Origin of the sequence: Sheuella amnicola, assembly GCF_010499255.1 — a bacterium.
In the GTDB taxonomy this organism is placed as follows: domain Bacteria; phylum Pseudomonadota; class Gammaproteobacteria; order Burkholderiales; family Burkholderiaceae_B; genus Zwartia; species Zwartia amnicola.
Genome location: NZ_JAAGRN010000001.1, coordinates 103,969 through 128,833 on the forward strand (window position 1 = coordinate 103,969; position 24,865 = coordinate 128,833).

The 24,865-nt window shown below is 51.8% G+C and carries 25 protein-coding genes; 11 read left to right on the forward strand and 14 right to left on the reverse strand.

Annotated features, from left to right (window positions below):
- Positions 1-3 precede the first annotated feature (3 nt).
- The 6 genes from adk to G3I67_RS00555 form a co-directional block, all read right to left on the reverse strand.
- Complete coding sequence (gene adk / locus G3I67_RS00530) at positions 4-654, reverse strand: adenylate kinase (protein ID WP_163651041.1); 651 nt, start codon at positions 652-654, stop codon at positions 4-6.
- A 96-nt stretch (positions 655-750) separates the two neighbouring features.
- On the reverse strand, positions 751-1,533 hold the full coding sequence (gene kdsB / locus G3I67_RS00535; protein WP_163651042.1) for a 3-deoxy-manno-octulosonate cytidylyltransferase: 783 nt from the start codon (positions 1,531-1,533) through the stop codon (positions 751-753).
- A 1-nt stretch (position 1,534) separates the two neighbouring features.
- On the reverse strand, positions 1,535-1,717 hold the full coding sequence (locus G3I67_RS00540) for a Trm112 family protein (protein ID WP_163651043.1): 183 nt from the start codon (positions 1,715-1,717) through the stop codon (positions 1,535-1,537).
- A 17-nt stretch (positions 1,718-1,734) separates the two neighbouring features.
- A complete protein-coding gene (lpxK, locus tag G3I67_RS00545; RefSeq protein ID WP_163651044.1) occupies positions 1,735-2,790 on the reverse strand; it encodes a tetraacyldisaccharide 4'-kinase in 1,056 nt (351 codons plus the stop codon).
- Complete coding sequence (locus G3I67_RS00550; RefSeq protein WP_163651045.1) at positions 2,790-3,200, reverse strand: ExbD/TolR family protein; 411 nt, start codon at positions 3,198-3,200, stop codon at positions 2,790-2,792. Before G3I67_RS00550 ends, lpxK begins: the two co-directional genes overlap by 1 nt.
- Before the next feature lie 3 nt (positions 3,201-3,203).
- The gene (locus G3I67_RS00555; RefSeq protein WP_163651046.1) at positions 3,204-3,800 is read right to left on the reverse strand and encodes a MotA/TolQ/ExbB proton channel family protein; all 597 of its coding nucleotides are present in this window, start codon (positions 3,798-3,800) and stop codon (positions 3,204-3,206) included.
- Positions 3,801-4,171: 371 nt separating this feature from the next.
- Here G3I67_RS00555 and xseA point away from each other — a divergent pair, with 371 nt between their 5' ends.
- The 3 genes from xseA (at position 4,172) to pcaF (ending at position 7,500) form a co-directional block, all read left to right on the forward strand.
- On the forward strand, positions 4,172-5,527 hold the full coding sequence (xseA, locus tag G3I67_RS00560; RefSeq protein ID WP_163651047.1) for an exodeoxyribonuclease VII large subunit: 1,356 nt from the start codon (positions 4,172-4,174) through the stop codon (positions 5,525-5,527).
- Between the two features lie 41 nt (positions 5,528-5,568).
- The gene (sodB, locus tag G3I67_RS00565) at positions 5,569-6,147 is read left to right on the forward strand and encodes a superoxide dismutase [Fe] (RefSeq protein WP_163651048.1); all 579 of its coding nucleotides are present in this window, start codon (positions 5,569-5,571) and stop codon (positions 6,145-6,147) included.
- A 147-nt stretch (positions 6,148-6,294) separates the two neighbouring features.
- A complete protein-coding gene (pcaF, locus tag G3I67_RS00570; protein ID WP_163651049.1) occupies positions 6,295-7,500 on the forward strand; it encodes a 3-oxoadipyl-CoA thiolase in 1,206 nt (401 codons plus the stop codon).
- Positions 7,501-7,583: 83 nt separating this feature from the next.
- On the opposite strand, the gene G3I67_RS00575 is transcribed toward pcaF, so the two are convergent.
- On the reverse strand, positions 7,584-7,985 hold the full coding sequence (locus tag G3I67_RS00575; protein ID WP_235931624.1) for a DUF192 domain-containing protein: 402 nt from the start codon (positions 7,983-7,985) through the stop codon (positions 7,584-7,586).
- A 92-nt stretch (positions 7,986-8,077) separates the two neighbouring features.
- Positions 8,078-8,311 carry a cold-shock protein gene (locus tag G3I67_RS00580; RefSeq protein WP_163651051.1) on the reverse strand — a complete coding sequence of 78 codons (234 nt, stop codon included), beginning with the start codon at positions 8,309-8,311 and terminating at the stop codon, positions 8,078-8,080.
- A 254-nt stretch (positions 8,312-8,565) separates the two neighbouring features.
- Here G3I67_RS00580 and clpS point away from each other — a divergent pair, with 254 nt between their 5' ends.
- From clpS to G3I67_RS00610, 6 genes are all read left to right on the forward strand, one after another.
- A complete protein-coding gene (gene clpS, locus G3I67_RS00585) occupies positions 8,566-8,886 on the forward strand; it encodes an ATP-dependent Clp protease adapter ClpS (protein WP_163651052.1) in 321 nt (106 codons plus the stop codon).
- A gap of 88 nt (positions 8,887-8,974) precedes the next feature.
- Complete coding sequence (clpA, locus tag G3I67_RS00590; protein ID WP_163651407.1) at positions 8,975-11,290, forward strand: ATP-dependent Clp protease ATP-binding subunit ClpA; 2,316 nt, start codon at positions 8,975-8,977, stop codon at positions 11,288-11,290.
- On the forward strand, positions 11,290-12,465 hold the full coding sequence (locus G3I67_RS00595; protein ID WP_163651053.1) for a paraquat-inducible protein A: 1,176 nt from the start codon (positions 11,290-11,292) through the stop codon (positions 12,463-12,465). The genes clpA and G3I67_RS00595 overlap by 1 nt, the downstream gene beginning before the upstream one ends.
- Before the next feature lie 22 nt (positions 12,466-12,487).
- A complete protein-coding gene (locus tag G3I67_RS00600; protein WP_163651054.1) occupies positions 12,488-14,137 on the forward strand; it encodes a PqiB family protein in 1,650 nt (549 codons plus the stop codon).
- On the forward strand, positions 14,134-14,736 hold the full coding sequence (locus tag G3I67_RS00605; RefSeq protein ID WP_163651055.1) for a PqiC family protein: 603 nt from the start codon (positions 14,134-14,136) through the stop codon (positions 14,734-14,736). The genes G3I67_RS00600 and G3I67_RS00605 overlap by 4 nt, the downstream gene beginning before the upstream one ends.
- A 52-nt stretch (positions 14,737-14,788) precedes the next feature.
- Complete coding sequence (locus G3I67_RS00610; RefSeq protein WP_163651056.1) at positions 14,789-15,946, forward strand: ABC transporter substrate-binding protein; 1,158 nt, start codon at positions 14,789-14,791, stop codon at positions 15,944-15,946.
- Here G3I67_RS00610 and dut read toward each other — a convergent pair.
- From dut to G3I67_RS00640, 6 genes are read right to left on the reverse strand one after another with little or no spacing between them, the layout of a single operon-like run.
- On the reverse strand, positions 15,939-16,388 hold the full coding sequence (gene dut / locus G3I67_RS00615) for a dUTP diphosphatase (RefSeq protein WP_163651057.1): 450 nt from the start codon (positions 16,386-16,388) through the stop codon (positions 15,939-15,941). The genes G3I67_RS00610 and dut overlap by 8 nt on opposite strands.
- A 3-nt stretch (positions 16,389-16,391) precedes the next feature.
- Positions 16,392-17,018, reverse strand: a complete 627-nt coding sequence (locus G3I67_RS00620) for a DedA family protein (RefSeq protein WP_163651058.1) — start codon at positions 17,016-17,018, stop codon at positions 16,392-16,394.
- Between the two features lie 13 nt (positions 17,019-17,031).
- A complete protein-coding gene (gene coaBC, locus G3I67_RS00625) occupies positions 17,032-18,237 on the reverse strand; it encodes a bifunctional phosphopantothenoylcysteine decarboxylase/phosphopantothenate--cysteine ligase CoaBC (RefSeq protein WP_163651059.1) in 1,206 nt (401 codons plus the stop codon).
- Positions 18,224-18,751, reverse strand: a complete 528-nt coding sequence (gene lspA, locus G3I67_RS00630; protein ID WP_163651060.1) for a signal peptidase II — start codon at positions 18,749-18,751, stop codon at positions 18,224-18,226. Before lspA ends, coaBC begins: the two co-directional genes overlap by 14 nt.
- Positions 18,732-21,581 carry an isoleucine--tRNA ligase gene (ileS, locus tag G3I67_RS00635; protein ID WP_163651408.1) on the reverse strand — a complete coding sequence of 950 codons (2,850 nt, stop codon included), beginning with the start codon at positions 21,579-21,581 and terminating at the stop codon, positions 18,732-18,734. The genes lspA and ileS overlap by 20 nt, the downstream gene beginning before the upstream one ends.
- Positions 21,571-22,536, reverse strand: coding sequence for a bifunctional riboflavin kinase/FAD synthetase (locus tag G3I67_RS00640; protein WP_163651061.1), 966 nt, complete (start codon positions 22,534-22,536; stop codon positions 21,571-21,573). The genes ileS and G3I67_RS00640 overlap by 11 nt, the downstream gene beginning before the upstream one ends.
- Positions 22,537-22,580: 44 nt before the next feature.
- Here G3I67_RS00640 and purN point away from each other — a divergent pair, with 44 nt between their 5' ends.
- Together purN and G3I67_RS00650 are read left to right on the forward strand one after the other, a co-directional pair.
- Positions 22,581-23,246 (forward strand): phosphoribosylglycinamide formyltransferase, encoded by a 666-nt coding sequence (purN, locus tag G3I67_RS00645; RefSeq protein ID WP_163651062.1) that lies wholly within the window; start codon positions 22,581-22,583, stop codon positions 23,244-23,246.
- A gap of 224 nt (positions 23,247-23,470) precedes the next feature.
- Positions 23,471-24,769: an RsmB/NOP family class I SAM-dependent RNA methyltransferase gene (locus G3I67_RS00650; RefSeq protein ID WP_163651409.1), complete on the forward strand. Its 1,299-nt coding sequence runs from the start codon at positions 23,471-23,473 to the stop codon at positions 24,767-24,769.
- Positions 24,770-24,865 lie beyond the last annotated feature (96 nt).

Here is a 24,865-nt window from a genome sequence, read left to right on the forward strand (position 1 = left end):
AATTTATTTCAAGGCCTGAAAAATCTTGTTTTTGATTTCTTCGACAGAACCGACGCCTTCAACCTTGCGGTAGCGGGGTGCATCCGATTGCTGGGCAGCCCAGGTCGAATAATAGTCAACCAGAGGGCGCGTTTGGTTACGGTATACCGACAGACGGTGACGGACGGTCTCTTCCTTGTCGTCGTCACGCTGTACAAGTGGCTCGCCTGTAACGTCATCATGCTCGGCCACTTTCGGTGGATTGAACCTGACGTGATAGGAGCGGCCGCTTGCCGGATGGATACGTCGTCCGCTCATGCGCTCGATGATGTCTTGCTCGGGTACGGCTATTTCGACAACGAAATCCAGTCCGACGTTTGCGTGCTTGAGTGCATCGGCTTGCGGAATAGTACGGGGAAATCCATCGAATAAATAACCCTTGGCGCAATCCGGCTGTTTCAATCGATCCTGCACCAGACCGATGATGAGGTCATCGGAAACCAGTCCGCCCGCATCCATGATTTTCTTTGCTTCGATGCCAAGCGGTGTGCCTGCTTTGACGGCCGCACGCAACATATCCCCGGTCGAAATCTGCGGGATACCGAACTGTTGCGTGATGAACGTTGCCTGCGTGCCTTTGCCGGCACCAGGTGGTCCAAGCAGAATGAGGCGCATGAGAACTCCTGAATTTTGAATAATTGATTATTTGATGCCAAACATTATGCCGCATCGCACCAATTCATGCTTGACGCGAGTCTTACAAGCTTACCTTTATTGGCAGGGTTTTGGCTCTTTCTTTTCGAAAATGGAGCGAACTCGCAACAAATCCTCAGGGGTGTCGACTCCTGCGCCAGGATGACCGGCAACAGTCTTGAGAGCGATGTGATAGCCATGCTCAAGGGCGCGAAGTTGTTCGAGCGATTCGATTTGTTCAAGCGTGCCCGCAGCAAGGGTCGGAAAGATTCGTAAAAAACCGGCACGATAGGCGTACATACCGATGTGGTGCAGTGCGACCAGTCCGGGGGCCAAGACCTTTTTGCCATCCGCCAGTGCGTCGCGAGCCCAGGGAATCGGCGCACGGGAGAAGTACATCGCACGCCCATCTCGACGCGCAACAGCCTTGACAACGTTCGGATTGAATAAATGATCCGCATCCGCGATGGGAGCCGCGCAGGTAGCGATTGATGCTAGGCTGTCCGAGGCCAGGGTCTGAGCGACCTCGTTGATTAGTGCCGGATCCATCAGTGGTTCATCACCCTGGACATTCACGATGATTTCATCGTCTTGAAGGCCCAAAATGCCGCATGCTTCTGCTAGTCGATCCGTACCGCTGGGGTGATCCACTCTGGTCAAAACGACTTGAATGCCATGAGCGGATGCCGCTTTGGCGATATCGGGATGGTCTGTCGCGATAACAACCCGGTCGGCAGATGACGCAAGAGCTTGTTCGGCAACACGAACAACCATTGGTTTACCAGCAAGATCCGCAAGCATCTTTCCCGGCAAGCGGGTGGAAGCCTCGCGGGCGGGAATGATCACGGTAAAGCGTGACATGTCAGGTCGATGCTTCGGATTCGGTTAGTGCGCGCGCTTCCGATTCCAGCATGACGGGTATGCCGTCTCGCACCGGAAACGCGAGCCGATCCGCACGGCAAACCAGTTCAGTATGCGCAGAGTTGATGTTTAGCCGGCCTTTGCAAAGGGGGCACACCAGAATTTCAAGTAAGCGTGTTTCCATAACGATATTTTAAACACTCACCGATTGTGATGCGTGAAATTTTCGAGTTTTTGATGCAGCCAGTCTCCAAATGCCTTATCGGAGAGTTTGGGTTCAACTTCCGCAACCCACAGCCGATCATCCGCAATATTTTCGCATTTGATCGCGTCCTTGGAGGTGATCACCACCACCCGGGTGGACAGGCGATTAAAGGTTGTCGGGGTCAGCACATGATGATCGGGCAAGGGTAACGTTTCTGTCAGATGCAGGCCGGACTTTTTCAAGCTTGCGAAAAATTTTTCGGGAGAACCGATTCCCGCAGCGGCACCCAGGGACAGATTTTTCACATGCGATATGAAATCTGCGGGAGATAGCGTGTTGCCGGTCTGCAAATGCCTGAACCTGCGCAGTTCAAGTTGCATGGTGATTTGCTTGATGCCCCAATTTTCTTTTGATTCAACCGGATGATCAGCCTGGGTGATGATGGTATCGACCTTGTCGATTCGACTGGCTGATTCGCGTAGTGGCCCGGCGGGCATAACCCAACCGTTTGCCAAGCCTCGAGCATCTTGAACGATAATTTCGATATCCCTTGCGAGTGCGATGTGTTGAAGTCCGTCATCGGAAACGATGACATCGACCTGTGGATATCGATTTAAAAGTGTTTGTATCGCCAATTGCCTGGAGGGATGCACACTGACTGGGACACCTGTTTCTTTAGCAATCATGGCGGGCTCGTCGCCGAATTGGGCGGGATCAAGCTGGCCATTGCCTATCTTCGGGGTTTTTCCTATCCGGATGCCGTATCCACGGCTAATAACGCCGGGACAACGATTCAGGTTTTGAAGCGCTTGCACCACAGCCATGACTGCCGGAGTTTTGCCGGTGCCACCAACATAGATGTTACCAATCACAATGACCGGAACAGGGGCGCGATAAATACGGGATGGAAAAAGTCGGTAAATATGCCGCCGTATTGCCAGGATCACAAGGACGATCAGTGAAAAGGGTGTCATGGATAGGCTGAACCAGCCTCGATGCTGCCATTGTCTATCCAGCCAGATGGTGAGTCGCGTACGCGCGTTGGCCAGCATCAATTTCCAGCCTGGGTTGCGAATTGAATTCTGGATATGCCGGCTTGTTTAGCGGCTTGCATGGCATGGATGACGGACTGATGAGTCGCCATTGCATCAGCCGAAATGATTACGCCTGGATCTTCCTTGCCTTGCACCAAGGATTGGAGCACCTTTGTCAAAGCATAGGGATCGGTTCCACTGACCGTTTGGCCAGCGATTGCATAGCGGCCATCTTCAGCAATTGCGATTTCGACGACATTTTGGGTCAATGCTTCGCTTTCGGCACGGGGCAGTACGACTTTGATTGCGTTTTGACGCATGAATGTTGTTGTCGCAGCTAAAAAGATCAGCATCACAAGTAAAACATCAATCAGGGGGATCAGATTGATGTCGGGAGTGTCGTCAGTCGGGGAGGCTCGGAAACGCATAAGTCAGCTCTCAAGGGCATTCAGGACATGGCGAGCCGATTGCTCCATGCGAATCAACAGACTATTGACGCGCGTTTTGAAAAAGCGATGCGCCATCATGGCAGGTACCGCGATCAATATGCCAAAACCAGTGTTGTAAAGGGCGACGGATATCCCTCTAGCCAATTGCGTTGGATCGGAGCCATCTACGCGGTATGCGGCGAAAATCTCGATCATTCCGATGACTGTGCCGAATAATCCAAGAAGGGGAGCAACGCTGGCGATGGTCGACAGCGCGGGCAGATAGCGGTTGAGCTGATGGGCAACATCTCGTCCAGTGTCTTCCACCGTTAATCTGAGCTCTGATTTTGATAAATGTTTGTTGCGCAGCAACTGTGCCAGGATACGTCCCAAGGGGGAGTTTTTTTCGAGTTTTTGCAGATTGCTTGGGCTATCCAGACCAGAATGGACCATCTGGATAACTTGTTGCGTAAGTCCTGCGGGGGTGATTTGCGAGGTGCGCAAACTGAGAAACCGTTCGATGATGATGGTCAACCCAGCCATGGAAAGGGCAATTAACAGCCAGATTGGCCAGCCGGCATCGTGAACAATGGATTGCAAATGAGACCTCGTTGTTAAAAGAAGTTAAGTTGGCAGACGGATGATCAGGGCGGATGCTGATTAATGAGGATTTTGCATGCATCGTACGGTGGTGCAGGCCAGTCTGGCAAGTTAGCCTTAAGGATGTCGATCTATCCACAGAAGTTGTGGATAATTCTGTGCGCATCTTTCAAAACGTAGGAAAATACTCACTCTAAGGACGTTGCTCAATTTGTAATCATCAAATGGTCATATTTAAATTAATTCATTTAAATCAATAAGTTATAAAATATTTTTGTCTCATTTTCACACGTTTGTAAAATTTCCCATATGATCCAGCCACTTAGTTGTCATTCTGGTAGCCTGTGGACATATTTCGGCTTGAAACCCTTATGACAATTGAAAGTCAAGTCACAGATTCTCTAGCAACAAGGGATATTCTGACTGTTTCCCAGTTAAACCAAGCTGTCAGCCGTTTACTAGAGAAAAGTTTCGTTTCCACTTGGGTGCGTGGTGAAATTTCCAATTTCACCCAGGCAGCTTCGGGTCATTGGTACTTCACTCTTAAAGATGATGCGGCATCCGTGCGCGCCGTTATGTTTAGAAGTCGAGCTGCCGCGATTGGTTTTGTCCCTAGATCGGGTGAGTCGGTCGAATTACGAGGCAAAGTTACGCTCTACGAGGCGCGGGGTGAATATCAGCTACAAGTTGAAAGTATGCGCCGAGCGGGACTGGGGTCTCTTTATGAAGCCTTTGTGCAGCTTAAAAACAAATTGGCCGCAGAGGGTTTGTTCGATGCATCGAACAAAAGGGACATCCCACAGCATCCTCGCGCAATCGGTGTCGTGACGTCCCTGGGGGCCGCGGCATTGAGGGATGTTCTGACTGCCATGGCTCGCCGGGCTCCGCATGTGCCCATTGTGATTTACCCGGCGATGGTTCAGGGATCTGAAGCACCACTTCAACTCAGAAAGGCACTGGCGTTAGCCAATGACCGCCAAGAGGTTGATACCATTTTGCTGGTTCGCGGCGGGGGGAGTTTGGAAGACTTGTGGAGCTTTAACGATGAGTCGCTTGCGCGAGATATCGCCTCCAGTTTGATTCCCGTCGTATCAGGTGTCGGTCATGAGACGGACTTCACTATTGCTGATTTTGTAGCTGATTTGAGGGCGCCGACGCCAACTGCTGCGGCCGAACTGGTCTGTGCGACCCGTCAGGCCTTGCTTGAACAGGTGTCGCGTTGTTTTGGCATGATGCAGAATCACTTTAACAGGCAGATTGAGCGGCTTTCCCAGAGAGTCGATCTTGCCGCGGGAGCGATCGTGTCGCCTGCTCAGAGATTGGCCCACCAGTTCGAACGTCTGACGGGGCTTGGGTACAGATTGATTCATGCATGGCAACGCCAGTCTTCCCTGAGATCGACGCGCTTCGATAGGAGTTTCGCGAGTCTGGGCAGGCTATTACCAAGTCTGGATGCTTCAAAGGCTAGACTGGAACGAAATGCGACGGCCATGATTCTGGCTCAGGCCAATCAGAAGTCGCGTCTTGTCGCGCGATTCGAGCTTGCCGAGGCCCAGTTGCGCGCCTTGAGTCCCGAAAATACGCTGGCGCGAGGCTATGCAATCGTGCGTAATCAGGCAGGCGATATCGTGAAACACTCTGGTCAAGTTCAAGCAGGTCAACTTATTCACATCAAGCTTGGTGAAGGCGAGCTTGATGCGAGTGTTTTGTCCGATACAATGCAATAAGTTGTTCGTTTCATCACCTAATTCAAGAGGACTTTGCAGCAATGGCACATACGCTTCCACCCCTGCCTTACGCACTCGATGCACTGGCACCGACGATCTCCAAAGAAACGCTTGAGTTTCATTATGGCAAGCATCATCAGACCTATGTCACGAACCTGAACAATTTAATTCCAGGCACCGAATTCGAATCGGCATCGCTTGAAGACATCGTTAAAAAGTCTTCCGGCGGAATTTTCAATAACGCTGCTCAAGTCTGGAACCACACGTTCTACTGGAACAGCATGGCCCCTAACGCCGGTGGCGAGCCAACCGGCAAGCTTGCCGATGCAATCAATGCCAAGTGGGGCAGCGTGGCGGCTTTCAAAGAGGCCTTCAATAAATCCGCAGCCGGCAACTTCGGTTCGGGCTGGACCTGGTTGGTTAAGAAAGCCGACGGTACGCTCGATATCGTCAATACCAGCAATGCTGCCACGCCGCTGACAACAACGGATGTGCCGCTGTTGACTTGCGACGTATGGGAGCATGCGTATTACATCGATTACCGCAATGCGCGTCCGAAATATCTCGAAAGTTTCTGGACACTTGTGAACTGGTCATTTGCTGCAAAGAATCTCGGCTAATTAGATTCTGTTCTCTTAAAAAACCGGCATTGCTGCCGGTTTTTTTATTGGCCTTTAATTTTTGCCTTGTAGTTCCAACTTCATTTGGGTGATGTCAGCGCTTGGGCTAACATTAGTACATTCTTTTACAACTTTCAGGAATTCTCCATGAGTGCTCAAGCCCTGATTTGCGATGCCATCCGAACCCCTTTTGGACGCTACGGTGGCGCATTGTCCTCCGTTCGCGCCGACGATCTGGCGGCGATTCCGATACGCGCGCTAGTTGAACGTAACCCGAACGTCAAATGGGACGAGCTTCAGGATGCGTTGCTGGGATGCGCCAATCAGGCCGGTGAAGACAACAGAAACGTTGCACACATGGCTACGCTCTTGGCAGGCCTGCCGATCGAGGTACCCGGCGGGACGATCAACCGCTTGTGTGGCTCGGGCATGGATGCGATCGGTACCGCAGCACGTGCCATTCGCGCTGGCGATGCATCTTTCATGCTTGCCGGCGGCGTGGAAAGCATGACTCGCGCTCCATTCGTCATGGGTAAGGCCGATTCCGCCTTTTCTCGTAGCGCATCGATTTATGACACGACGATCGGATGGCGTTTTGTCAATCGGTTGATGAAAGCGAAGTATGGTGTTGATTCGATGCCGGAGACAGCCGAAAACGTTGCGGATCAGTTCAAGGTGTCTCGCGAAGATCAGGATCTGTTCGCGATGAATAGTCAGGAAAAGACCGCGGCCGCTCAAAAGTCGGGTTATTTCGACAGTGAGATCGTTCCGGTTTCAATTGCTCAGAAAAAAGGCGATGCTCTTATCGTCAATCGAGATGAGCATCCTAGACAGACTAGTCTCGAGGCTTTGGCCAAACTCAAAGGGGTTGTTCGTGAAGGTGGATCTGTCACGGCAGGCAATGCATCTGGTGTGAATGATGGCGCGGTAGCCATGTTGATTGCCAACGAGGCTGCAGCTGCCCGCCATGGCCTGACGCCACGCGCTCGAGTTGTTGCGATGGCAACGGCGGGGGTCGAACCCCGCATTATGGGTATTGGACCTGCGCCTGCAACACAAAAAGTCCTGACGCTTGCCGGTTTGAAACTCGATCAAATGGATGTGATCGAACTGAATGAGGCTTTTGCGGCCCAGGGCTTGGCAGTGCTGCGCCTTCTTGGTCTGAAGGACAATGATCCCCGCGTCAACCCGAACGGTGGAGCGATTGCTTTGGGGCATCCTTTGGGTGCAAGCGGTGCGCGTCTGGTGATGACTGCCGTGCATCAATTGCATGTAACCGGTGGACGTTATGCGCTTTGCACAATGTGCATAGGCGTTGGCCAAGGCATCGCAATGATTGTCGAGCGAATTTGAGTTGTTGTATTTGCTCGGGATTGATGCTTAAGCTTGATTGATGTACCTCAGATCGATCCATTTTATGGATCGATCCACTTGCGCTAACGGATGCCTGTGATTTTCGAGCCGGCTTTTATCCCACGCTTGGCAAACCAGCCTTGTTCCATTTCAAGTGTGTAGCGCACCGGCGCAGTTGAGCAATGTGAATTCTCGGTCATCGGTTGCATGTCGGCAATGTTGGTGATGACGCCATCGTCATTGATGAATGCGATGGATAGGGGCAACAGAGTGTTGCGCATCCAAAAGCACTGAATGTTGGGTTGTTCGAATACGAACAACATTCCGTGGTTGGGTGCGAGTTCTTTTCGGAACATCAAGCCTCGCGTTCTGGACGCATCTGTGGCTGCAACTTCAGCCTGTATGAGATGCATGCCCGACGTTAAGGTTTTGATTGGCAGAGGTTGTGAAAAAGCCTGTTTGCCGGAAAGTAATCCGGAAAGCATAAAGATGAACAGCGCAACCAAAAGGCTGCGCTGCCATAGCAAAGCAAATATACGTCTCATAATACTGTCCGAGGCTAATTGACCCCGACAGTTTAAGCCGCAGTGATATTGGTTGCTTGTTTTCCTTTCGGACCTTGCGTGACTTCAAACGCGACCTTTTGTCCTTCTTTTAGCGTTTTAAAGCCATTCATCTGAATCGCGGAAAAGTGCGCAAACAGATCTTCGCCGCCGTCATCGGGTGTGACAAAGCCGAAGCCTTTTGCATCGTTGAACCATTTCACGGTACCAGTGACCTTTGGGCCATTTCCTGTAGTCGAGTCTGACATTCCGACTGCCTCTTTAAGCGTTGTATAAACTGTTAGAAAGTGATTGATTGAAGTTTCAATCTGCCAACCTTCCTGCGAATTCCACTCAATAACCATTGAGTGTGCTGTGATATTGGGCAGATTTGATAAAGACGTCAAGCAAATCAATCATTTTTTGATAAAAATGATACCTTGTTATATACGTTATTTACCCCAATATGTATCAAGTTTGGTCAATTTATTGTCTTTTTGAAACTAAATTTCGTCACTGAATCATGCCAACGAAAGTGAATTTGCCGCCGGATCTGGTTGTTGAAAAAGAGGCTGTTCGTACTGCGCCTCCCCCTATGTACAGAGTGCTGCTGCTTAATGACGACTACACCCCGATGGATTACGTTGTGCACGTGTTGCAGAAGTTCTTTGCCAAGGGTGAAGAAGATGCAATGCGCATCATGTTGCAAGTTCACCACGAAGGTAAAGGGGTTTGTGGGGTTTACCCGCATGATATCGCCGCGAGTCGAATCGCTCAAGTGTCGCAGCATGCAAGGGCGCGGCAGCACCCGCTTCAGTGCGTCATGGAGCCCGAATCGGATTGAATTGCTGAGTTTTTATGCGAAAAGCATAGAATGGAACTAATTGATGACTTGTCGCGTGCGGCAAGCATGCTTTGAAGATGGAGGACGTGTGATTTCACAAGAGCTTGAGGTTAGCCTGCATATGGCGTTTGTCGAGGCTCGTTCGGCTCGTCATGAGTTCATCACTGTCGAACACTTGTTGCTCGCTTTGCTGGATAACGCTGCAGCGGTCGAGGTGCTACAGGCCTGTTCGGCCGACATGGAAGCACTCAGAAAGCATTTGCGCCAATTCATAACGGACAACACGCCTGTCATTCCCGCAGGATCAGAAGTCGATACGCAACCAACGCTGGGATTTCAGCGCGTGATCCAGCGCGCGATCATGCACGTATCGGCGGGCGGCGCGAAAAATAAGCCTGTCACAGGTGCGAATGTGCTTGTTGCGATATTCGGCGAAAAGGAATCGCATGCTGCGTATTACATGCAGCAGCAAGGCATCACGCGTCTGGATGTCGTCAATTTTCTTTCACATGGGATCAGCAAGCAGTCGTCGACTGAGCCTAACGATGCAGCCAAGGAGTCACAAGTCCAGGGCGAAGAAAATCCCGAAGCCAAACAGTCCCCACTTGATTTGTATGCGCAGGATTTGAATGCAGAATCGTTAGCCGGACGAATAGATCCATTGATCGGTCGAGATCAGGAAATCGAAAGGGTGATACAGACGCTATGCCGTCGCCGCAAAAATAATCCTCTGCTCGTTGGTGAGGCCGGCGTGGGTAAAACCGCAATCGCAGAGGGTTTAGCCTACCGCATTACGCATCACGAAGTGCCGGAAGTTTTGAAGGACGCACATGTTTATTCTTTGGATATGGGCGCGTTGCTGGCAGGCACGAAATATCGCGGTGATTTCGAGCAACGTTTAAAAGCGGTGCTAAAGCATTTGAAATCGCACCCTGAATCGATTTTGTTTATAGACGAGATTCATACGCTAATTGGCGCGGGATCCGCTTCCGGCGGTACATTGGATGCATCCAATTTGCTCAAGCCGGCATTGTCTTCCGGACAATTGCGCTGTATTGGCGCGACGACCTATACCGAGTTCAGGGGGGTATTCGAAAAGGATTCGGCATTGTCTCGTCGCTTCCAGAAGGTGGATGTACCCGAGCCGAGTGTCGAGCAGACTATCCAGATTTTGCGTGGATTGAAAGGACGATTCGAAGCGCATCATGGCGTCAAGTACTCATCATCCGCATTGATTGCCGCGGCCGAATTGTCGGCTCGCCACATCAATGACCGCCATTTGCCGGATAAAGCGATTGATGTGATTGACGAGGCTGGCGCCGCGCAACGATTGCTGCCTAAATCCAAGCAGAAGAAGGTCATCGGCAAGGCTGATATTGAAGCGATTGTTTCGAAAGTCGCGCGCATTCCGCCTCAAACCGTATCTAGCGATGATCGAAGCAAGCTTGCCACGCTTGAGCGTGATCTCAAGACTGTTGTGTATGGTCAGGATCAGGCGATCGAAGTTCTCAGCAGTGCAATTAAGATGGCACGCTCCGGTCTGGGGCGTCCCGAAAAACCAATCGGGGCTTTTTTGTTTTCCGGTCCGACCGGCGTAGGCAAGACCGAAGTGGCTAGGCAGCTTGCCTTCACGATGGGTATTGAACTCTTGCGTTTCGACATGTCCGAATACATGGAGCGTCATACGGTATCGCGTCTGATCGGAGCCCCTCCGGGCTATGTAGGTTTTGATCAGGGTGGTTTGCTGACCGAGGCGATTAACAAGCAACCACATTGCGTTTTGTTGCTCGACGAAATCGAAAAAGCACATCCCGATGTATTCAACATTCTCTTGCAAGTGATGGATCACGGTACGTTGACCGATAACAATGGTCGCAAGGCCGATTTCAGAAATGTGATCCTGGTGATGACTACCAACGCCGGGGCGGAAGCGCTTGGCAAGCCTGCGATTGGATTTTCGAATGCTCGGGCCAGTGGTGACGAAATGGCCGACATCAAGCGCATGTTTTCCCCCGAGTTCCGTAACCGACTCGACGCCATCGTGCCATTTGCGCCATTGAATCGGGATGTGATTTTGCGTGTCGTCGATAAATTCCTGATGCAGCTCGAGGAGCAACTCCATGAGAAGCGTGTCGAGGCGACTTTTACGGATGCGTTGCGCAACTACCTCGGCAAGAACGGCTTCGATCCACTGATGGGCGCGCGCCCAATGCAACGATTAATTCAGGACACCATCCGTCGCGCGCTTGCGGACGAGTTGCTGTTCGGTAAATTAAGCGATGGTGGATCCGTGATTGTTGATCTGGATGCCAACGACAAGGTTGTATTGAGCATTTCTGAACGAGCATTGACGCCTACGACAAAAAGTTCCGGATCCGATCAGGAAGCAGAGCTTGTGCACTGATGTCCCGCTCTAACCAAAAAATCACGTGCTGGCATTGTGGCGCGCTTTATCAGCGCGCCATTCTCGAACCGGGTGAGATTGCCAGATGTCCCCGGTGCGATACTGTTCTCGAAGCCTACGGGGCCTTCACGCCGTCTGCCTGGCTGGCTATTATGATTGGTGCCGCAATTTTTCTTTTAATTGCAAACGCTTTTCCAATCATGACGCTTAACGTTCAGGGTATAACCCAGTCAGCGTCATTTTTCGATACGATCAAGATGACTTGGGAGGCCGGCTATCAGGAAGTGGCCGTGATGTCTTTTCTGGTCGGTTTCATGCTGCCCGTTTGCCACTTGATGCTGTTGATCTGGGTGTTCGGGGCATTGAGCTTTGATAGAAAACCATTGTTTTTCGAATCATGCTTGCGCTGGATCGATCGCCTGACCCCCTGGTGCATGGTGCCTGTATTTTTGGTTGGCGTGCTGGTTTCGATCGTCAAGCTCGTGGGGCTTGCATCGGTGACTCCCGGCATGGGCTTGTTTTCGACAGCATTTTGCGTTGTATTGCTGACAGCCATCTCACGATTGAACTCTCGCAAAATCAGATTCATGGCACATGACCTTGGCCTGCCGGTGCGTGACATGCCAGTCCTGAAGGCGCCTTCGCCTCTTTTGATTAACCGGACCTGGGCATTGATTGCCGCTGCGGTATTGCTTTATTTTCCGGCGAATCTTTTGCCTATCATGAAAGTCACCACGCTAGGTAGCCCGGTCGCACACACAATTATGGAGGGCGTGATCGAACTGTGGCAGTTGGGTTCATGGGACATCGCGCTAGTCGTGTTTATCGCAAGCGTCATCGTACCGACTTTTAAATTGATTGCTCTATCTTGGCTAGTCTATATGACGCATACCAGATCGTCCTCAATGTTGAAAAAACGAACGCATCTCTACGAGGCGGTCGAGTTTATCGGGCAGTGGTCCATGCTGGATATTTTTGTCGTTATACTCATGACCGCGCTCGCGCACTTCGGTTCGGTGTTCAGCATTGAGCCAGGTATAGGGGCAGCATGTTTCGGAGCAGTCGTCGTCTTGACGATGTTTGCAGCGATGGGCTTCGATCCGCGCTTATCGTGGCGTTTAGCCGGTCATCGCAGGCATTTGCTTCGTTCACATTCCGATCATACGCATACATGATTTTCAATCAGGAGCCGTCTGCATGACAGAGCCAACCAATTCGAATGGCGCTTTGCCTATGCCGCGCGTATCGCGCAAGCCTAAACGCAATCTTGCCTGGGTTTGGTTGATTCCCGTTGTGGCCGCGCTTATCGGGATATCGATTGTCTGGAATTCGATTTCGAAACAGGGCCCCAAAATCACAATTGTTTTCAAATCCGCTTCCGGCCTTGAAGTCGGAAAAACCCAGATTCGTTATCGGGACGTTGTGATCGGTACAGTCAAAGGTATTCGATTGAGTGAAAATCGGGATAATGTCGTTGTCGAAGCTGAGTTGACAAAAGACGCGGCTGGCTTAGCCAACGATAGCAGCAGGTTCTGGGTTGTGAAGCCGAGAATCGGACTCGGAGGTGTCTCGGGTTTGTCGACTCTGTTTTCTGGTTCTTATATCGAAATCGACACGAGCGATTCAACGGGACATAAAGCCAAAAAAACCGATTTCATCGGGATGGAAAATCCTCCTCCAATCACAAGTGACCGACCCGGTACTGCCTTTTCGATTCGGTCCAGTGATTTAGGATCTCTTGGCCCGGGTTCGCCTGTATATTTCAGACGTGTTCAGGTTGGCATGGTGACGGATTTCAGTCTGAACAAAGATGGTAAATACGTTGATCTTCAAGTGTTCATCGATGCGCCTTACGATAAGTACGTCAATGCGGGCACAAGATTTTGGAACGAAAGTGGCGTGGATGTCTCGTTCGGAGCCGACGGGATGCAAATCAATACTCAGTCAATTGTTTCGTTGATTGCCGGTGGCTTGTCGTTTGCATCGTTTGGAGAAAACCGTGAACCGGTTGATGCCGAGGCTCGTTTCAAGCTCTACAGTTCGCAGAAAGCGGCCGCGATGGTGCCACATGGTATTGCGGTGCCAATTGTGATGCGTTTTTATCAAAGCGCGCGAGGGTTGAAAGCTGGTGCCTCGGTTGATTTTCATGGCGTGGATATCGGTTTGATCGACTCTGTTCGACTTGAATTCGACATCCAGAAGCGACAGTTTTACACGCATGTTGAAGCAACGCTTTACCCTGAACAACTTGGAGATGTGTACAGGTCAAGTGCAAAAAACAGCACTCCTGAACAAATAGCACGCAATCTGGATGATATGGTCAGTAGGGGTTTGCGTGCGCAATTGCGCAGCTCCAACCTGTTGACCGGCCAACTTTACATTGTGTTGGCGGATTTCCCGTCAGCGCCAAAAATACCGCGATCCAATCGCACTCAGTTACCGTTTGTCATGGCAACGATGCCATCGGATGATCTGGACAAGCTTCAGCAACAAGTTTCGAGCATTCTCGCTAAACTCGATAAGATTCCTTTCGATCAGATTGGCACTGAACTTAAACAAACGCTTATTCAGGTTAACAAGCTGACTGCCGATCTCAATTCCGATATCACTCCAAAGCTGGCTTCAACGCTGAATCAGCTCGAGTCGGGTTTGAAGAACCTGAATGCCATGATTGGGCCCGGCAGTCCATTGCCTGCTAACGCCGATATTGTGCTTGAAGATCTGAAACGTACCCTTCGTTCATTCAGGACACTAACCGATTCCCTGCAAACGCAACCCGAATCGATTCTGCTCGGACCTAAAAATCAGCCTTATTCCCGTGACACACTCGGATCATCCGCGAAATGAAAAAAATTCTATCCCTCATGGTGCTCGGCATCTTGACCGGATGCGGCTCTCCCGCGCCTTTCAATTACACGCTCAGTCCCGCAAGTTCTACTGCGTCGATGATTCCGGGGGCGGCCAAGGTTGGCCCTTATGCCTTGGGTGATGTCACGGTTCCGGCGGAGGCGGATCAGTCCTCCCTGGTTGTGCAGCAGTCCGATGGCCGGGTATTGATTCTGGCTGAAGATCGGTGGTCCGCCCCCTTGTCCTCACACATTCAGTCCGCACTTTCTGTCGAATTGACATCCCGTCTGGGTATGCCGCCGCTACAAAATCTTTCTAGCGGAAGACAGGATCCGAAAGTAAGCTTCATTCGTGTCGATATTCAACGTTTTGATTTGGTCCCCGGCCAATATGTGACGATTCACGCTTTGTGGCGGATTCGCTTCGCAGAGTCCGAAAAATTATTGACTTGTTTTGCGAAGTTTCAGCAACCCGTTCCGATCGGCGTATCTGCCTTGGTGACAGGTCAACAAAAGAATACTCAGTTGCTTTCCGATTTGATTGCGCAATCTTTAGTGAGCCGCACTGCACCGGGCCAGGCGACTTGTAGTGAGCGTTGAAAAATCACCGTTATCGCAGTGATTTGATTTTATTTATTTGAAGGATCAGAACATGTCAGTTTTACAACGAATGCTCTCCGCAATCGGATTAAGTGTTTGTGTTTCGGTTTCCCATGCCGAGATCACGATCGGGGTCGATATTTCCCAGACAGGTCCGGCTGCTGCGATTGGTGCACAATCCTCAAATGCTTTTGCCTTGTGGCCTAAAACCTTGGGAGGTCAGCCAGCACGTTACATCGTTCTGGACGATGCAACCGATGTTAGTCAGGCGGTTAAAAATTTTCGTAAATTAACTTCAGAAAATAAAGTTGATGCGATTGTCGGTCCCAATATTACGCCAGCAGCTTTGGCCGGACTAGATGTTTTACAAGAGACAGGAACACCAATGATCGCGCTGGCAGCTTCAGCTGCAATCGTGCAGCCTGCCAATGATGCCAAAAGACGCTGGGCGTTTAAGCTGCCTCAGAATGATGCATTGATGGCAGGCGCGATTGTCGAGGACATGCGTCGGCGCAATATTAAAACTGTCGGCTTTATCGGATTTGCCGACTCCTATGGCGAAGGCTGGTCAAAAGAATTTGTCGCCGCTGCAGCGGGCAATCCTAAAATCGTCGCCACTGAGTCTTTTCAACGCAGCGATCAGTCAGTGGCGGGGCAGGTTCTGAAATTGATCTCGGCTAAACCGGATGCGATTTTGATTGCGGGTTCAGGCACGCCTGCCGCATTGCCTCAGAAAACACTTGCTCAGCGTGGTTATAAGGGATTGATTTATCAAACTCACGGAATCGGTACGCTTGAGTTTTTAAAAGTTGGCGGCAAGGACGTGGAAGGGACGCTGTTTCCGACCGGTCCGGGAGTTGTTGCGCGCGAATTACCCGATAGCCATGAGGCAAAAAAAGTCGCACTTGCTTTCACCGATCAGTATGAAGCCAAGTACGGTCCCAACACGATGACTCAGTTCGCCGGTGACGCGATGGGCGCATGGATGCTGTTGGATTCGGCTGTTGCTCGCGCATTGAAGTCTGGACAAACTCCCGGCACCCCGGGGTTTCGTGCAGCACTCAGAGATGAAATTGAAAAAACGCGTGGTTTGATTGTCCCTAACGGCGTTCTGAATATCAGTGAGCAAGATCATCAGGGGTTTGATGAGCGAGCTCGCGTGATGGCCACAATTAAGGATGGCAAGTTTTCCTACGCACCGTCTAAGTAGATCCGGTGCTTCCGAAACCGCCTGAGCCACGTTCGGAACTTTCAAAATCATCTACGATTTTGAATTGCACTTGCGCAATCGGTAAAACAACCAGTTGCGCAAGCCGCTCCATCGGCTCGAGCGTATAGGCCTTGCTGCTACGATTCCAGGCCGAGACCATCAATGGCCCTTGGTAGTCGGAATCTATCAATCCGACAAGATTGCCCAATACTATGCCGTGCTTGTGTCCCAGGCCTGATCTGGGCAATATGACCGCAGCATAGCTTGGATCGGCGATATGAATCGCCAAGCCTGTCGGAATTAAATGCGTTGCACCCGGTTCAATCGTCAATGGTGCATCCATACATGCGCGCAAATCCAGTCCGGCCGATCCGGGCGTGCCATAAGCAGGAAGGTTTTCGCGCATCCGTTCGTCCAGAATTTTGAGATCAACAGCTTTCATTGATTATTTCCTTTTGTTTTTGGGACGTCGTCGAGCGACGACGATCGATATGCACAATCCGAACATGACTGTCAGCCCGATGACCGAGTAAAGAGTCTGAGCTTGTGTGAGATTTGAATATTGTGCCGTTTGCACCGCCAGATATCCTGGCGCAAGTAAACCAGGAACCCAAAAGATTGCGGAAAGGATATTTGCGGCCTGGAATCGAAATGCCGGCATCCCCATCACTCCCGCTACCGTTGGCACCGTGCTGCGCAGCGGACCTAGAAAACGTCCTACAAGAACGGCTAGGAAGCCATAGCGATAAAAAAACAGTCGTGCTTTCGCGATGTTTCGTCTTTGATTTTTAAGCGGACGACATCGCAATACACTTGGCCCCATCCATTTACCGATTTGATAAGACAAAGCATCGCCAATGATCGCTCCTGCGTATCCCCATAGCAGGGTCGTAAACATGGGAAGCGTACCGGCTCCGATCAATCCGCCTGCCATCAAAAGTAAGGCCGTGGCAGGGATTAATACTCCGATAATGAACATGGATTCGCCAAAGGTCAGTAAACCGATCAGCAAGCCAGCCCATTGACTGTTGTCCCGTATAAAATCCGCTGCCTGTGCGATCAGGGCTTCCATCGTCCGGCGTCGGTCAAGGCTTTTGCATCGAGGAGGGCAGACGCTCGGCGATGGCACGGATCAATTGCCTGGCTACGTCTTGTTTGGTGCTGGTGGCAAGCACGTGTTCGCCCTGGTCATCGAAGATCGAGACTGTCGTGTGATCTGCGTCCATGACATTTTGGGCAAGATTGCCGATCAGCATCGGTATGCCTTTGCGTAGTCGTTTTTGATTCGCATATTCGGAAAGCCTTTCGGTTTCAGCGGCAAAGCCTACGCACCAAGGTCCGTTTGGTATCGCGGCGACCGTGGCCAAAATGTCGGGATTGGCTACAAAAGAAAGGCTGGGCGGGTTGTTGCCATCTTTTTTCAACTTATCTGTCGCGATATTCGCAACACGCCAGTCTGCAACGGCAGCCACAGAAATAAAGATATCCTGATCTTGAATTTGATCCATGACCGCATCGTGCATTTGCTGTGCGGTTTCTACGCAAATACGATTGACGCCATAGGGCGCGGGCAATGCGGTTGGCCCGGATACGAGTGTGACCTGCGCGCCGGCTTCCCAGGCAGCACGCGCAAGCGCATAGCCTGTTTTTCCGGATGATCGGTTTGTGATGACGCGTATCGGATCGATGGGTTCGCAGGTTGGTCCAGCCGTAATCAAAACGGATTTGCCGAGAAGCGATTTTTGCTGAAAAAAAGCAATCAGTTCGACAACAAGTTCCGAAGCTTCCAGCATGCGGCCATCACCGATTTCCCCGCATGCCTGGGAACCGGATCCGGGACCAAGTACATCAACGCCATCGGCGATGAGTTGGTCGATATTGCGTTGGGTCGGAGCGGCCGCCCACATTTCGCGGTTCATTGCTGGAGCAACCAGCAATGGACATGCTCTGGCAAGGCAGAGCGTGGAGAGCAGGTCATCCGCACGGCCCTGGGCGAGTTTTGCCAAAAAGTCCGCAGAGGCAGGTGCAATCAGAATGGCATCCGCACCACGCGACAAATCAATGTGTGCCATATTGTTCGGCATGCGTGGATCCCATTGGTCAAGAAAAACCGGACGACCGGACAGGGCTTGCATGGTCACGGCAGTGATGAAGTGCGTCGCAGCATCAGTCATGACAACATCGACCGTCGCGCCACGTTCGATCAGCCGGCGTACGAGTTCGGCGGATTTATAGCAGGCGATTCCGCCGCTCATGCCAAGCACAATCCGTTTGTCTTTAAGATCTAGCACGTTGACCTCTGAGGCTTAGTAGTTCATCGACAATCAGCAGGATCGCTCCGCCAGTGATGGCGGAGTCCGCAAGATTGAAAGCAGGGTAATACCAAGTTTGCCAATAGAACAACAGAAAATCGATGACCTGTCCATAAAGAATGCGATCTATCACGTTACCAATCGCGCCCCCCAGAATTAGACTGAGCGCCAACATGAAGCGTCTGCTGTTGTGGGGTCGTCCCATTAGCCACAGGATGAAAATCGATGCGCAAATGCCGAGTCCGGAAAAAAACCATCTTTGCCATCCGGGTTGATCGGCAAGAAAACTAAATGCGGCTCCCGGGTTGAACATCAGAGTGAAGTCAAAAAATGGCAACACATTGATTCGTTGTCCCGGAAACAGATGACTGTCAAACCAGAGCTTGGTCACTTGATCGGCGATCAGGACAAGGATGGAAATCGACAGCCAGCCGGCCAGCCTCATCGGGGCTGACCGTTCTGTATGCGCTTGGTTACTGTTTTGCCGCTTCATTCAGGCTGGATACGCAGCGGGCGCAAATGTGCGGATGTGCGGCATCCTGACCGATATCGTCACGATAATGCCAACACCGCTCACACTTCTGGTGGCCCGAAGGCGCGATTGAAATATTCAGTTCGCCGTTGCCGGCCTCTACACTGACGCGCGAAACAATGAAGATAAATGGCAATTGATCAGCAACACTTTGCAGGAGCGCCAACTCGTCACCGCTTGCTGTCAGCTCGACCTCGCCTTGCAGCGAAGAGCCGATGGATCCGGCAGTTCTGAGTTCTTCGAGCTTACGCATCACTTGGGCGCGGATCTCGCGCAAGCGAGACCAGCGGACGTCGAGTTTATCGGCATCGGGCATCTCGGGCAATGCATGGTAGCACTCAGTAAATATTGTGATCCTGTTTTTGAGATCAGTAGACGCCAGCGTCGAATTAAGCAGAATGCTCCAGGCTTCCTCGGCAGTAAACGAAAGTACTGGCGCCATGAGTTTGAGCAATGTCTGCGTAATGTGCAACAACGCGCTTTGAGCCGAACGACGAGCCTGGCTGCGCGGTGCAGATGTGTACAGACGATCTTTCAGCACATCCAGGTAAAAGGCACCCAGATCTTCAGAGCAGAATGTCTGCAATCGGGACATGGCAGGATGGAAGTCGTATTGTTCGTATGAACGCAGTACTTCAGCCTGCATTTGTGCGGTCATCCAGACAGCGTAGCGGTCGATTTCAAGCATATCCGCCGGATGGATCACATCTTTTGAAGCATCGAAATCGGCCAAGTTGGCCAGTAAAAAGCGCAGTGTATTGCGGATACGCCGGTATCCTTCGACAACTCGCTTGAGAATTTCATCGGAGATGGATAATTCACCTGAGTAATCCGTGGATGCAACCCATAGGCGCAGGATTTCGGCACCCAGACTGTCCGACACTTTTTGCGGAGCAATCACGTTGCCGACGGACTTGCTCATTTTGCGGCCTTGTCCATCGACGACGAAACCATGAGTCAACAGACTTTTGTAAGGGGCTCGCCCGGCCAGCATGCAACCTGTCAGCAGTGACGAATGGAACCAACCGCGGTGTTGATCGGATCCTTCAAGGTACATGTCGGCAGGCCAGGTTAGTTCGCCATGTGATCCGGCAAAGGTGTCGTTTTCGCCACCAAGGACTGTTGCATGGGTACTGCCGGAGTCGAACCAGACATCAAGCGTGTCGCGATTTTTTTCATAATGCTTCGCATCTTCGGCGCTGAGCAGGTCTGAGGGCTCAATGGCCTGCCAGGCCTCGATTCCGTCCTTTTCGACCCGCTTTGCGATTTGTTCGAGCAAGGCAGGGGTGTCCGGATGAAGTGCTCCGGTTTCCTTGTGAACAAAGAACGCCATTGGGACACCCCACTGGCGTTGGCGCGACAATGTCCAGTCTGGACGATTTGCGATCATGGCATGCAGGCGGGCACGCCCCCATGCGGGATAAAAAGCAGTCGCATCAATTGCAGCCAGTGCGGATTGGCGTAAAGTAGGTTTGCCATCCTTGGGTTCGACGTCCATGCCCGCGAACCATTGCGATGTTGCACGATAAATAACCGGGGTTTTGTGACGCCAGCAGTGCATGTAGCTGTGCTTGTGCGACTCATGCTTGATGAGTGTGCCAGCTTGTTTCAATGCCTCGACAATCTTTGGATTGGCTTCCCAGATGGTCATTCCACCAAAGCCGGGCAAACTTGCTGCGTATTTGCCATCACCCATGACTGGATTCAGAATGTCCGCATCCTTCATCCCATGTGCTTTGCATGACAAGAAGTCTTCAACGCCATAGGCCGGCGCGGAGTGAACCACACCTGTGCCGGTATCGAGCGTGACATAGTCGCCCAGATAAATCGGGGACTTGCGCTTGTAGCCCGCGTCGAAGTTTGCCAGTGGATGCTCAAACTCTACTAGATTGAGTGCCTGGCCCAGACATTTTGCAATGATCTCGCCTTGCATGCCCCATTCTTCGAGGCAGTCCTTGACTCGATCAGCCGCGATCAGCAGCAATTCACCCGTTGCCGGTGCCGGTGAAACACGGACAAGGGCATATTCACATTCGGGGTGAATATTCAAGGCTTGATTGGAAGGAATTGTCCAGGGAGTGGTGGTCCAGATGACAATTGCCCCGGCCTCGGCGGAAGGAATCTCAAATGCTTTTGCAATCGCTTCGCGGTTGGCGAATGGAAACGCAATGTGAACAGCAGGATCCTGACGATCAGCGTATTCGACTTCGGCCTCGGCCAGAGCCGAACCACAGTCGAAACACCAGTTCACGGGCTTTAGCCCCCTGAATACATAGCCTTTTTCGAGGATTTTTCCCAGCACGCGAATTTCATTCGCTTCGTTGCTGTGATTCATGGTCAGATAAGGCCGATCCCAGTCGCCCAATACACCCAGACGTTCGAAATCTTTTTTCTGCCTTTCGATCTGCTCAAGCGCATAGGCACGTGCCTTGGCCTGGACCTCGGCCACAGGAAGATGCTTGCCGAATTTCTTTTCGATCTGAATTTCGATCGGCATGCCGTGACAATCCCATCCGGGTACATACGCTGCATCGTAGCCGGCCATGTTGCGGCTTTTGATGATGATGTCTTTCAGGATTTTGTTGACTGCGTGACCAATGTGAATATCACCGTTGGCATACGGCGGGCCATCATGGAGCAGGAAAGGGGGGCGTCCGGCGCTTGCCTGGCGTATCGCCTGATAAACGCGTTTTTCTTTCCATTGTGCTACCCAGCCTGGCTCGCGCTTGGGCAGATCGCCACGCATTGGAAACGTTGTATCGGGCAAGTTAAGAGTGTTTTTATAGTCCATGGAGCGCAAAGTAGGCTCGCGCATGCTGCGCATCGGCATGCATGGCGGCGGTCAAGGTTGGGAGATCAGGAAACTTTTCTTCGTCCCGCAAATGCTGCAGGAGCTCGACGCGTATGAGTTTACCGTAAGCTTCAACTGAGGTATCGAAAACGTGGGTTTCGAGCAGAATACGTCCGTTGTCTTCGACGCTTGGCCTCACCCCCAGGCTGGCTACCCCGGGAAGAGGACCAGGGGCCAGACCGTACACTTTTGCCACATAAATTCCAGACCGCGCCGCGCACTTGGGTGTGACACGCAAGTTCATGGTGGGCATGTTCAAGGTGCGACCGAGCTTTTTGCCGTGAATAACGTGGCCTGAGATGCCGAAGTTGCGGCCGAGCAGGTGGGCCGCATGTTTCAGGTCACCTGCAGCCAGAGCGGATCGAACCTCCGAGCTCGAAATCCTGTGTCCATGCGCATCGGTGACGTCCGCCATGGTACATACCTCCATACCTAGCTCGCGCCCTATCTCTTTTAGCATCGAGACATCACCCGTGCGTTGTCGACCAAAACGGAAGTCTTCACCGACCAGCAGCCATCTGACGCTTAATTCCTCAACCAGGAATCGCTTGATAAAGTCTGCTGCAGGCATTTCGGCCATGTGGCGATCGAATCGGGCAAGAATCACCTGCTCGATACCGGCATTGGCCAGCGCGGTGAGTTTGTCCCTTAGGCCTGAAATGGTTGGAACAGACAGCTCCGGGCGATGATGCAGCGCAGAGAAATATTCGCGAGGATGGGGCGAAAAGGTGAGAACGGTTGGCAGGAGGCTGAGTCGTTTGGCCGCCTGGCACACTTGGTCGAGCATAGCGGTATGACCGCGATGCACTCCGTCAAAATTTCCGATTGACAGGGCGGTCGATACGCGGGCAGAGGGCGGCGCAGGCCGTCGATAAATTCTTAAGGATGTATTCACGGGCAACAGTTTACAATTTCAGGCTGATTTGTTTGTGGATAACCATGCCAGACACCAATTTTATTCGTCCCCGCTTCGTGATTTTGATTTCCGGCAAGGGATCGAACATGCAGTCGATTGTTCGCGCGTGCCAGTCGGGAGTATGTCTTGCCGATGTTGCCGCCGTGATTTCAAATCGCCCCGATGCGGCCGGACTCGCATGGGCGCAGGCTCAAGGCATTCAAACAGCAGCAATTTCCCATAAAGACTTTGCCAGTCGGGAGGCTTTCGACGCCAAGTTGGCCGAATCGATCGGACGCTATTCTCCGGATTATGTTTTGCTGGCTGGTTTCATGCGTGTACTCACTCCAGGCTTTGTCGAGAAGTTTTCAGGAAAACTGATCAATATCCATCCTTCTCTTTTGCCAGCTTTTCCTGGTTTGCATACCCATGCCCAAGCGCTGGCCACCGGGGTGCAAGCTCACGGCTGCACTGTGCATTTTGTGACACCTGTGCTTGACCATGGCCCCATCATTGCTCAGGGTGTGGTGCCTGTGTATGCGGGTGATTCACCCGAATCTCTCGCTGCGCGTGTGCTTGGAGTCGAGCATACGGTCTATACACAGGTTGCCGTCTGGTTGTCCCAGGGGCGTGTTCATTTGCTTTCTGATCAGCGTGTCGCGGTCGACGCGGTCGAATCGAGAATGTTTTATACGGAGCAGTCAAATTGAAGGATTCAAGTTCATCCGGGCGCAAAGGGCATCCCCAAAAAAATGCTTCGGCCCAGCGTAAACCCGGATCCGCGACGCAAAGGCTGCTAAACGCCCAACCGCACGGACAGCGATCTTCATCTCGATCGCCTAGCCGCGAAGCAATTAATCCGCCCGGCTCGGATTTAGCGCGTGCCGATCGCCCCGTTCAATCCACCTATGTGCCAAAGCCCCGTCAACCGGCCATGGCGATTCGTCTGGATCAGATTCGCAAGGTTTTGGACGAGGTGTTGACCTGGCGCTTCGCTGCCGATTCGGTCGTGTCTCACTGGTTCAGGGAACATAAGAGCCTGGGCATACGAGATCGGGCGGAGGTCGCTGAGGCTGTATACGATGTGTTAAGAAACTTGCGCCGTTATCGTCAGTTTGGCGAAAGCGGTGTGGGCAATGCGGTGCGCAGATTGGCCATTCAAGGCGCAATCGCTACGATGGAGCCTGAAAAGGTTCGTGCGGTGCTCGATGAAGGCGAAATCGCCTGGCTAGACAGGATTGGACAGATTGATTTGCTTTCATTGCCTGTTCAGGTCAGGACCAGTTTGCCGGATTGGTTGTATGACCGAATCAAGCATATGGAGGATTCGCAATCTTTGGCAGAGTCGTTGAATCAGGCAGCTTCCCTTGATATTCGGGTCAATCCTCTCAAGGCGGATCGGGATGAAATGCTGGCTGATCTGAAAAAGGGTAACGCCGTGCGCCACGCACCGGTCGCTACGCCTTATTCGCCCTGGGGTATCCGCCTTAAAGGGCGACCTGCCATGAATAAATGGCATCAATTCGAACACGGATTGATTGAAGTGCAGGACGAGGGCAGTCAGCTTCTGGCGCTGTTAGTCGGACCTAAGCGCGGGGAAATGGTGATTGATTTTTGTGCCGGAGCGGGAGGTAAGACGTTACTGTTGGGGGCATTAATGCGATCAACAGGTCGTTTGTATGCATTCGACGTGTCGGCGACCCGGTTGGCCAAGGCAAAACCCCGTTTCGCCCGAAGCGGGCTTTCCAATGTGGTGCCCGTGGCCATCGATCATGAAAACGATACGCGTGTTCGCAGACTGGCGGGAAAGGCTCATCGTGTTCTGGTTGATGCCCCGTGCAGCGGAATCGGAACGTTGCGGCGTAATCCGGACCTCAAATGGCGTCAGTCCGAGCAAAGTCTGGCTGAGCTTGTCGAGCTTCAGGCCCGCATTCTTGCAAGCGCCTCTCGCTGCGTGATGCCAGGCGGACGTCTGGTTTATGCGACTTGCAGCATTCTTGAAGAGGAAAACGAACAGCAGGTTGATCGCTTTTTGTCGGCCCACCCCGATTTTGAGCTGATCGATTCGGCAGCATTGCTCGCTGCACGCACCGAACTCAGGATTGATGGCCCTTATTTGAAGCTTAGACCGGACGTTCATGGCACAGATGGCTTTTTTGCCGCGGTTTTCGAAAGACGCCAAACTGCCATCGAACCTAAGAAATCCGATGTAACTGAAATTCAAAGTGCTTAAATTCTGTTAATTTGCAGTTAAATTACATTCATTTTGTTGATATTGCTCAAAGTGACGTTCTTTTTAACTGTTCCAAATCCGTCCTGTGGGTTAAAA

Excerpts from the sequence above, each read along its gene's own strand:
- adk (WP_163651041.1), bottom strand. The coding sequence starts at position 654 with ATGCGCCTCATTCTGCTTGGACCACCTGGTGCCGGCAAAGGCACGCAG.
- kdsB (WP_163651042.1), bottom strand. The coding sequence starts at position 1,533 with ATGTCACGCTTTACCGTGATCATTCCCGCCCGCGAGGCTTCCACCCGC.
- G3I67_RS00540 (WP_163651043.1), bottom strand. The coding sequence starts at position 1,717 with ATGGAAACACGCTTACTTGAAATTCTGGTGTGCCCCCTTTGCAAAGGC.
- lpxK (WP_163651044.1), bottom strand. The coding sequence starts at position 2,790 with ATGCTGGCCAACGCGCGTACGCGACTCACCATCTGGCTGGATAGACAA.
- G3I67_RS00550 (WP_163651045.1), bottom strand. The coding sequence starts at position 3,200 with ATGCGTTTCCGAGCCTCCCCGACTGACGACACTCCCGACATCAATCTG.
- xseA (WP_163651047.1), top strand. The coding sequence starts at position 4,172 with ATGACAATTGAAAGTCAAGTCACAGATTCTCTAGCAACAAGGGATATT.
- sodB (WP_163651048.1), top strand. The coding sequence starts at position 5,569 with ATGGCACATACGCTTCCACCCCTGCCTTACGCACTCGATGCACTGGCA.
- pcaF (WP_163651049.1), top strand. The coding sequence starts at position 6,295 with ATGAGTGCTCAAGCCCTGATTTGCGATGCCATCCGAACCCCTTTTGGA.
- G3I67_RS00575 (WP_235931624.1), bottom strand. The coding sequence starts at position 7,985 with ATGCTTTCCGGATTACTTTCCGGCAAACAGGCTTTTTCACAACCTCTG.
- G3I67_RS00580 (WP_163651051.1), bottom strand. The coding sequence starts at position 8,311 with ATGTCAGACTCGACTACAGGAAATGGCCCAAAGGTCACTGGTACCGTG.
- clpS (WP_163651052.1), top strand. The coding sequence starts at position 8,566 with ATGCCAACGAAAGTGAATTTGCCGCCGGATCTGGTTGTTGAAAAAGAG.
- G3I67_RS00595 (WP_163651053.1), top strand. The coding sequence starts at position 11,290 with ATGTCCCGCTCTAACCAAAAAATCACGTGCTGGCATTGTGGCGCGCTT.
- G3I67_RS00600 (WP_163651054.1), top strand. The coding sequence starts at position 12,488 with ATGACAGAGCCAACCAATTCGAATGGCGCTTTGCCTATGCCGCGCGTA.
- G3I67_RS00605 (WP_163651055.1), top strand. The coding sequence starts at position 14,134 with ATGAAAAAAATTCTATCCCTCATGGTGCTCGGCATCTTGACCGGATGC.
- G3I67_RS00610 (WP_163651056.1), top strand. The coding sequence starts at position 14,789 with ATGTCAGTTTTACAACGAATGCTCTCCGCAATCGGATTAAGTGTTTGT.
- dut (WP_163651057.1), bottom strand. The coding sequence starts at position 16,388 with ATGAAAGCTGTTGATCTCAAAATTCTGGACGAACGGATGCGCGAAAAC.
- G3I67_RS00620 (WP_163651058.1), bottom strand. The coding sequence starts at position 17,018 with ATGGAAGCCCTGATCGCACAGGCAGCGGATTTTATACGGGACAACAGT.
- lspA (WP_163651060.1), bottom strand. The coding sequence starts at position 18,751 with ATGAAGCGGCAAAACAGTAACCAAGCGCATACAGAACGGTCAGCCCCG.
- ileS (WP_163651408.1), bottom strand. The coding sequence starts at position 21,581 with ATGGACTATAAAAACACTCTTAACTTGCCCGATACAACGTTTCCAATG.
- purN (WP_163651062.1), top strand. The coding sequence starts at position 22,581 with ATGCCAGACACCAATTTTATTCGTCCCCGCTTCGTGATTTTGATTTCC.
- G3I67_RS00650 (WP_163651409.1), top strand. The coding sequence starts at position 23,471 with ATGGCGATTCGTCTGGATCAGATTCGCAAGGTTTTGGACGAGGTGTTG.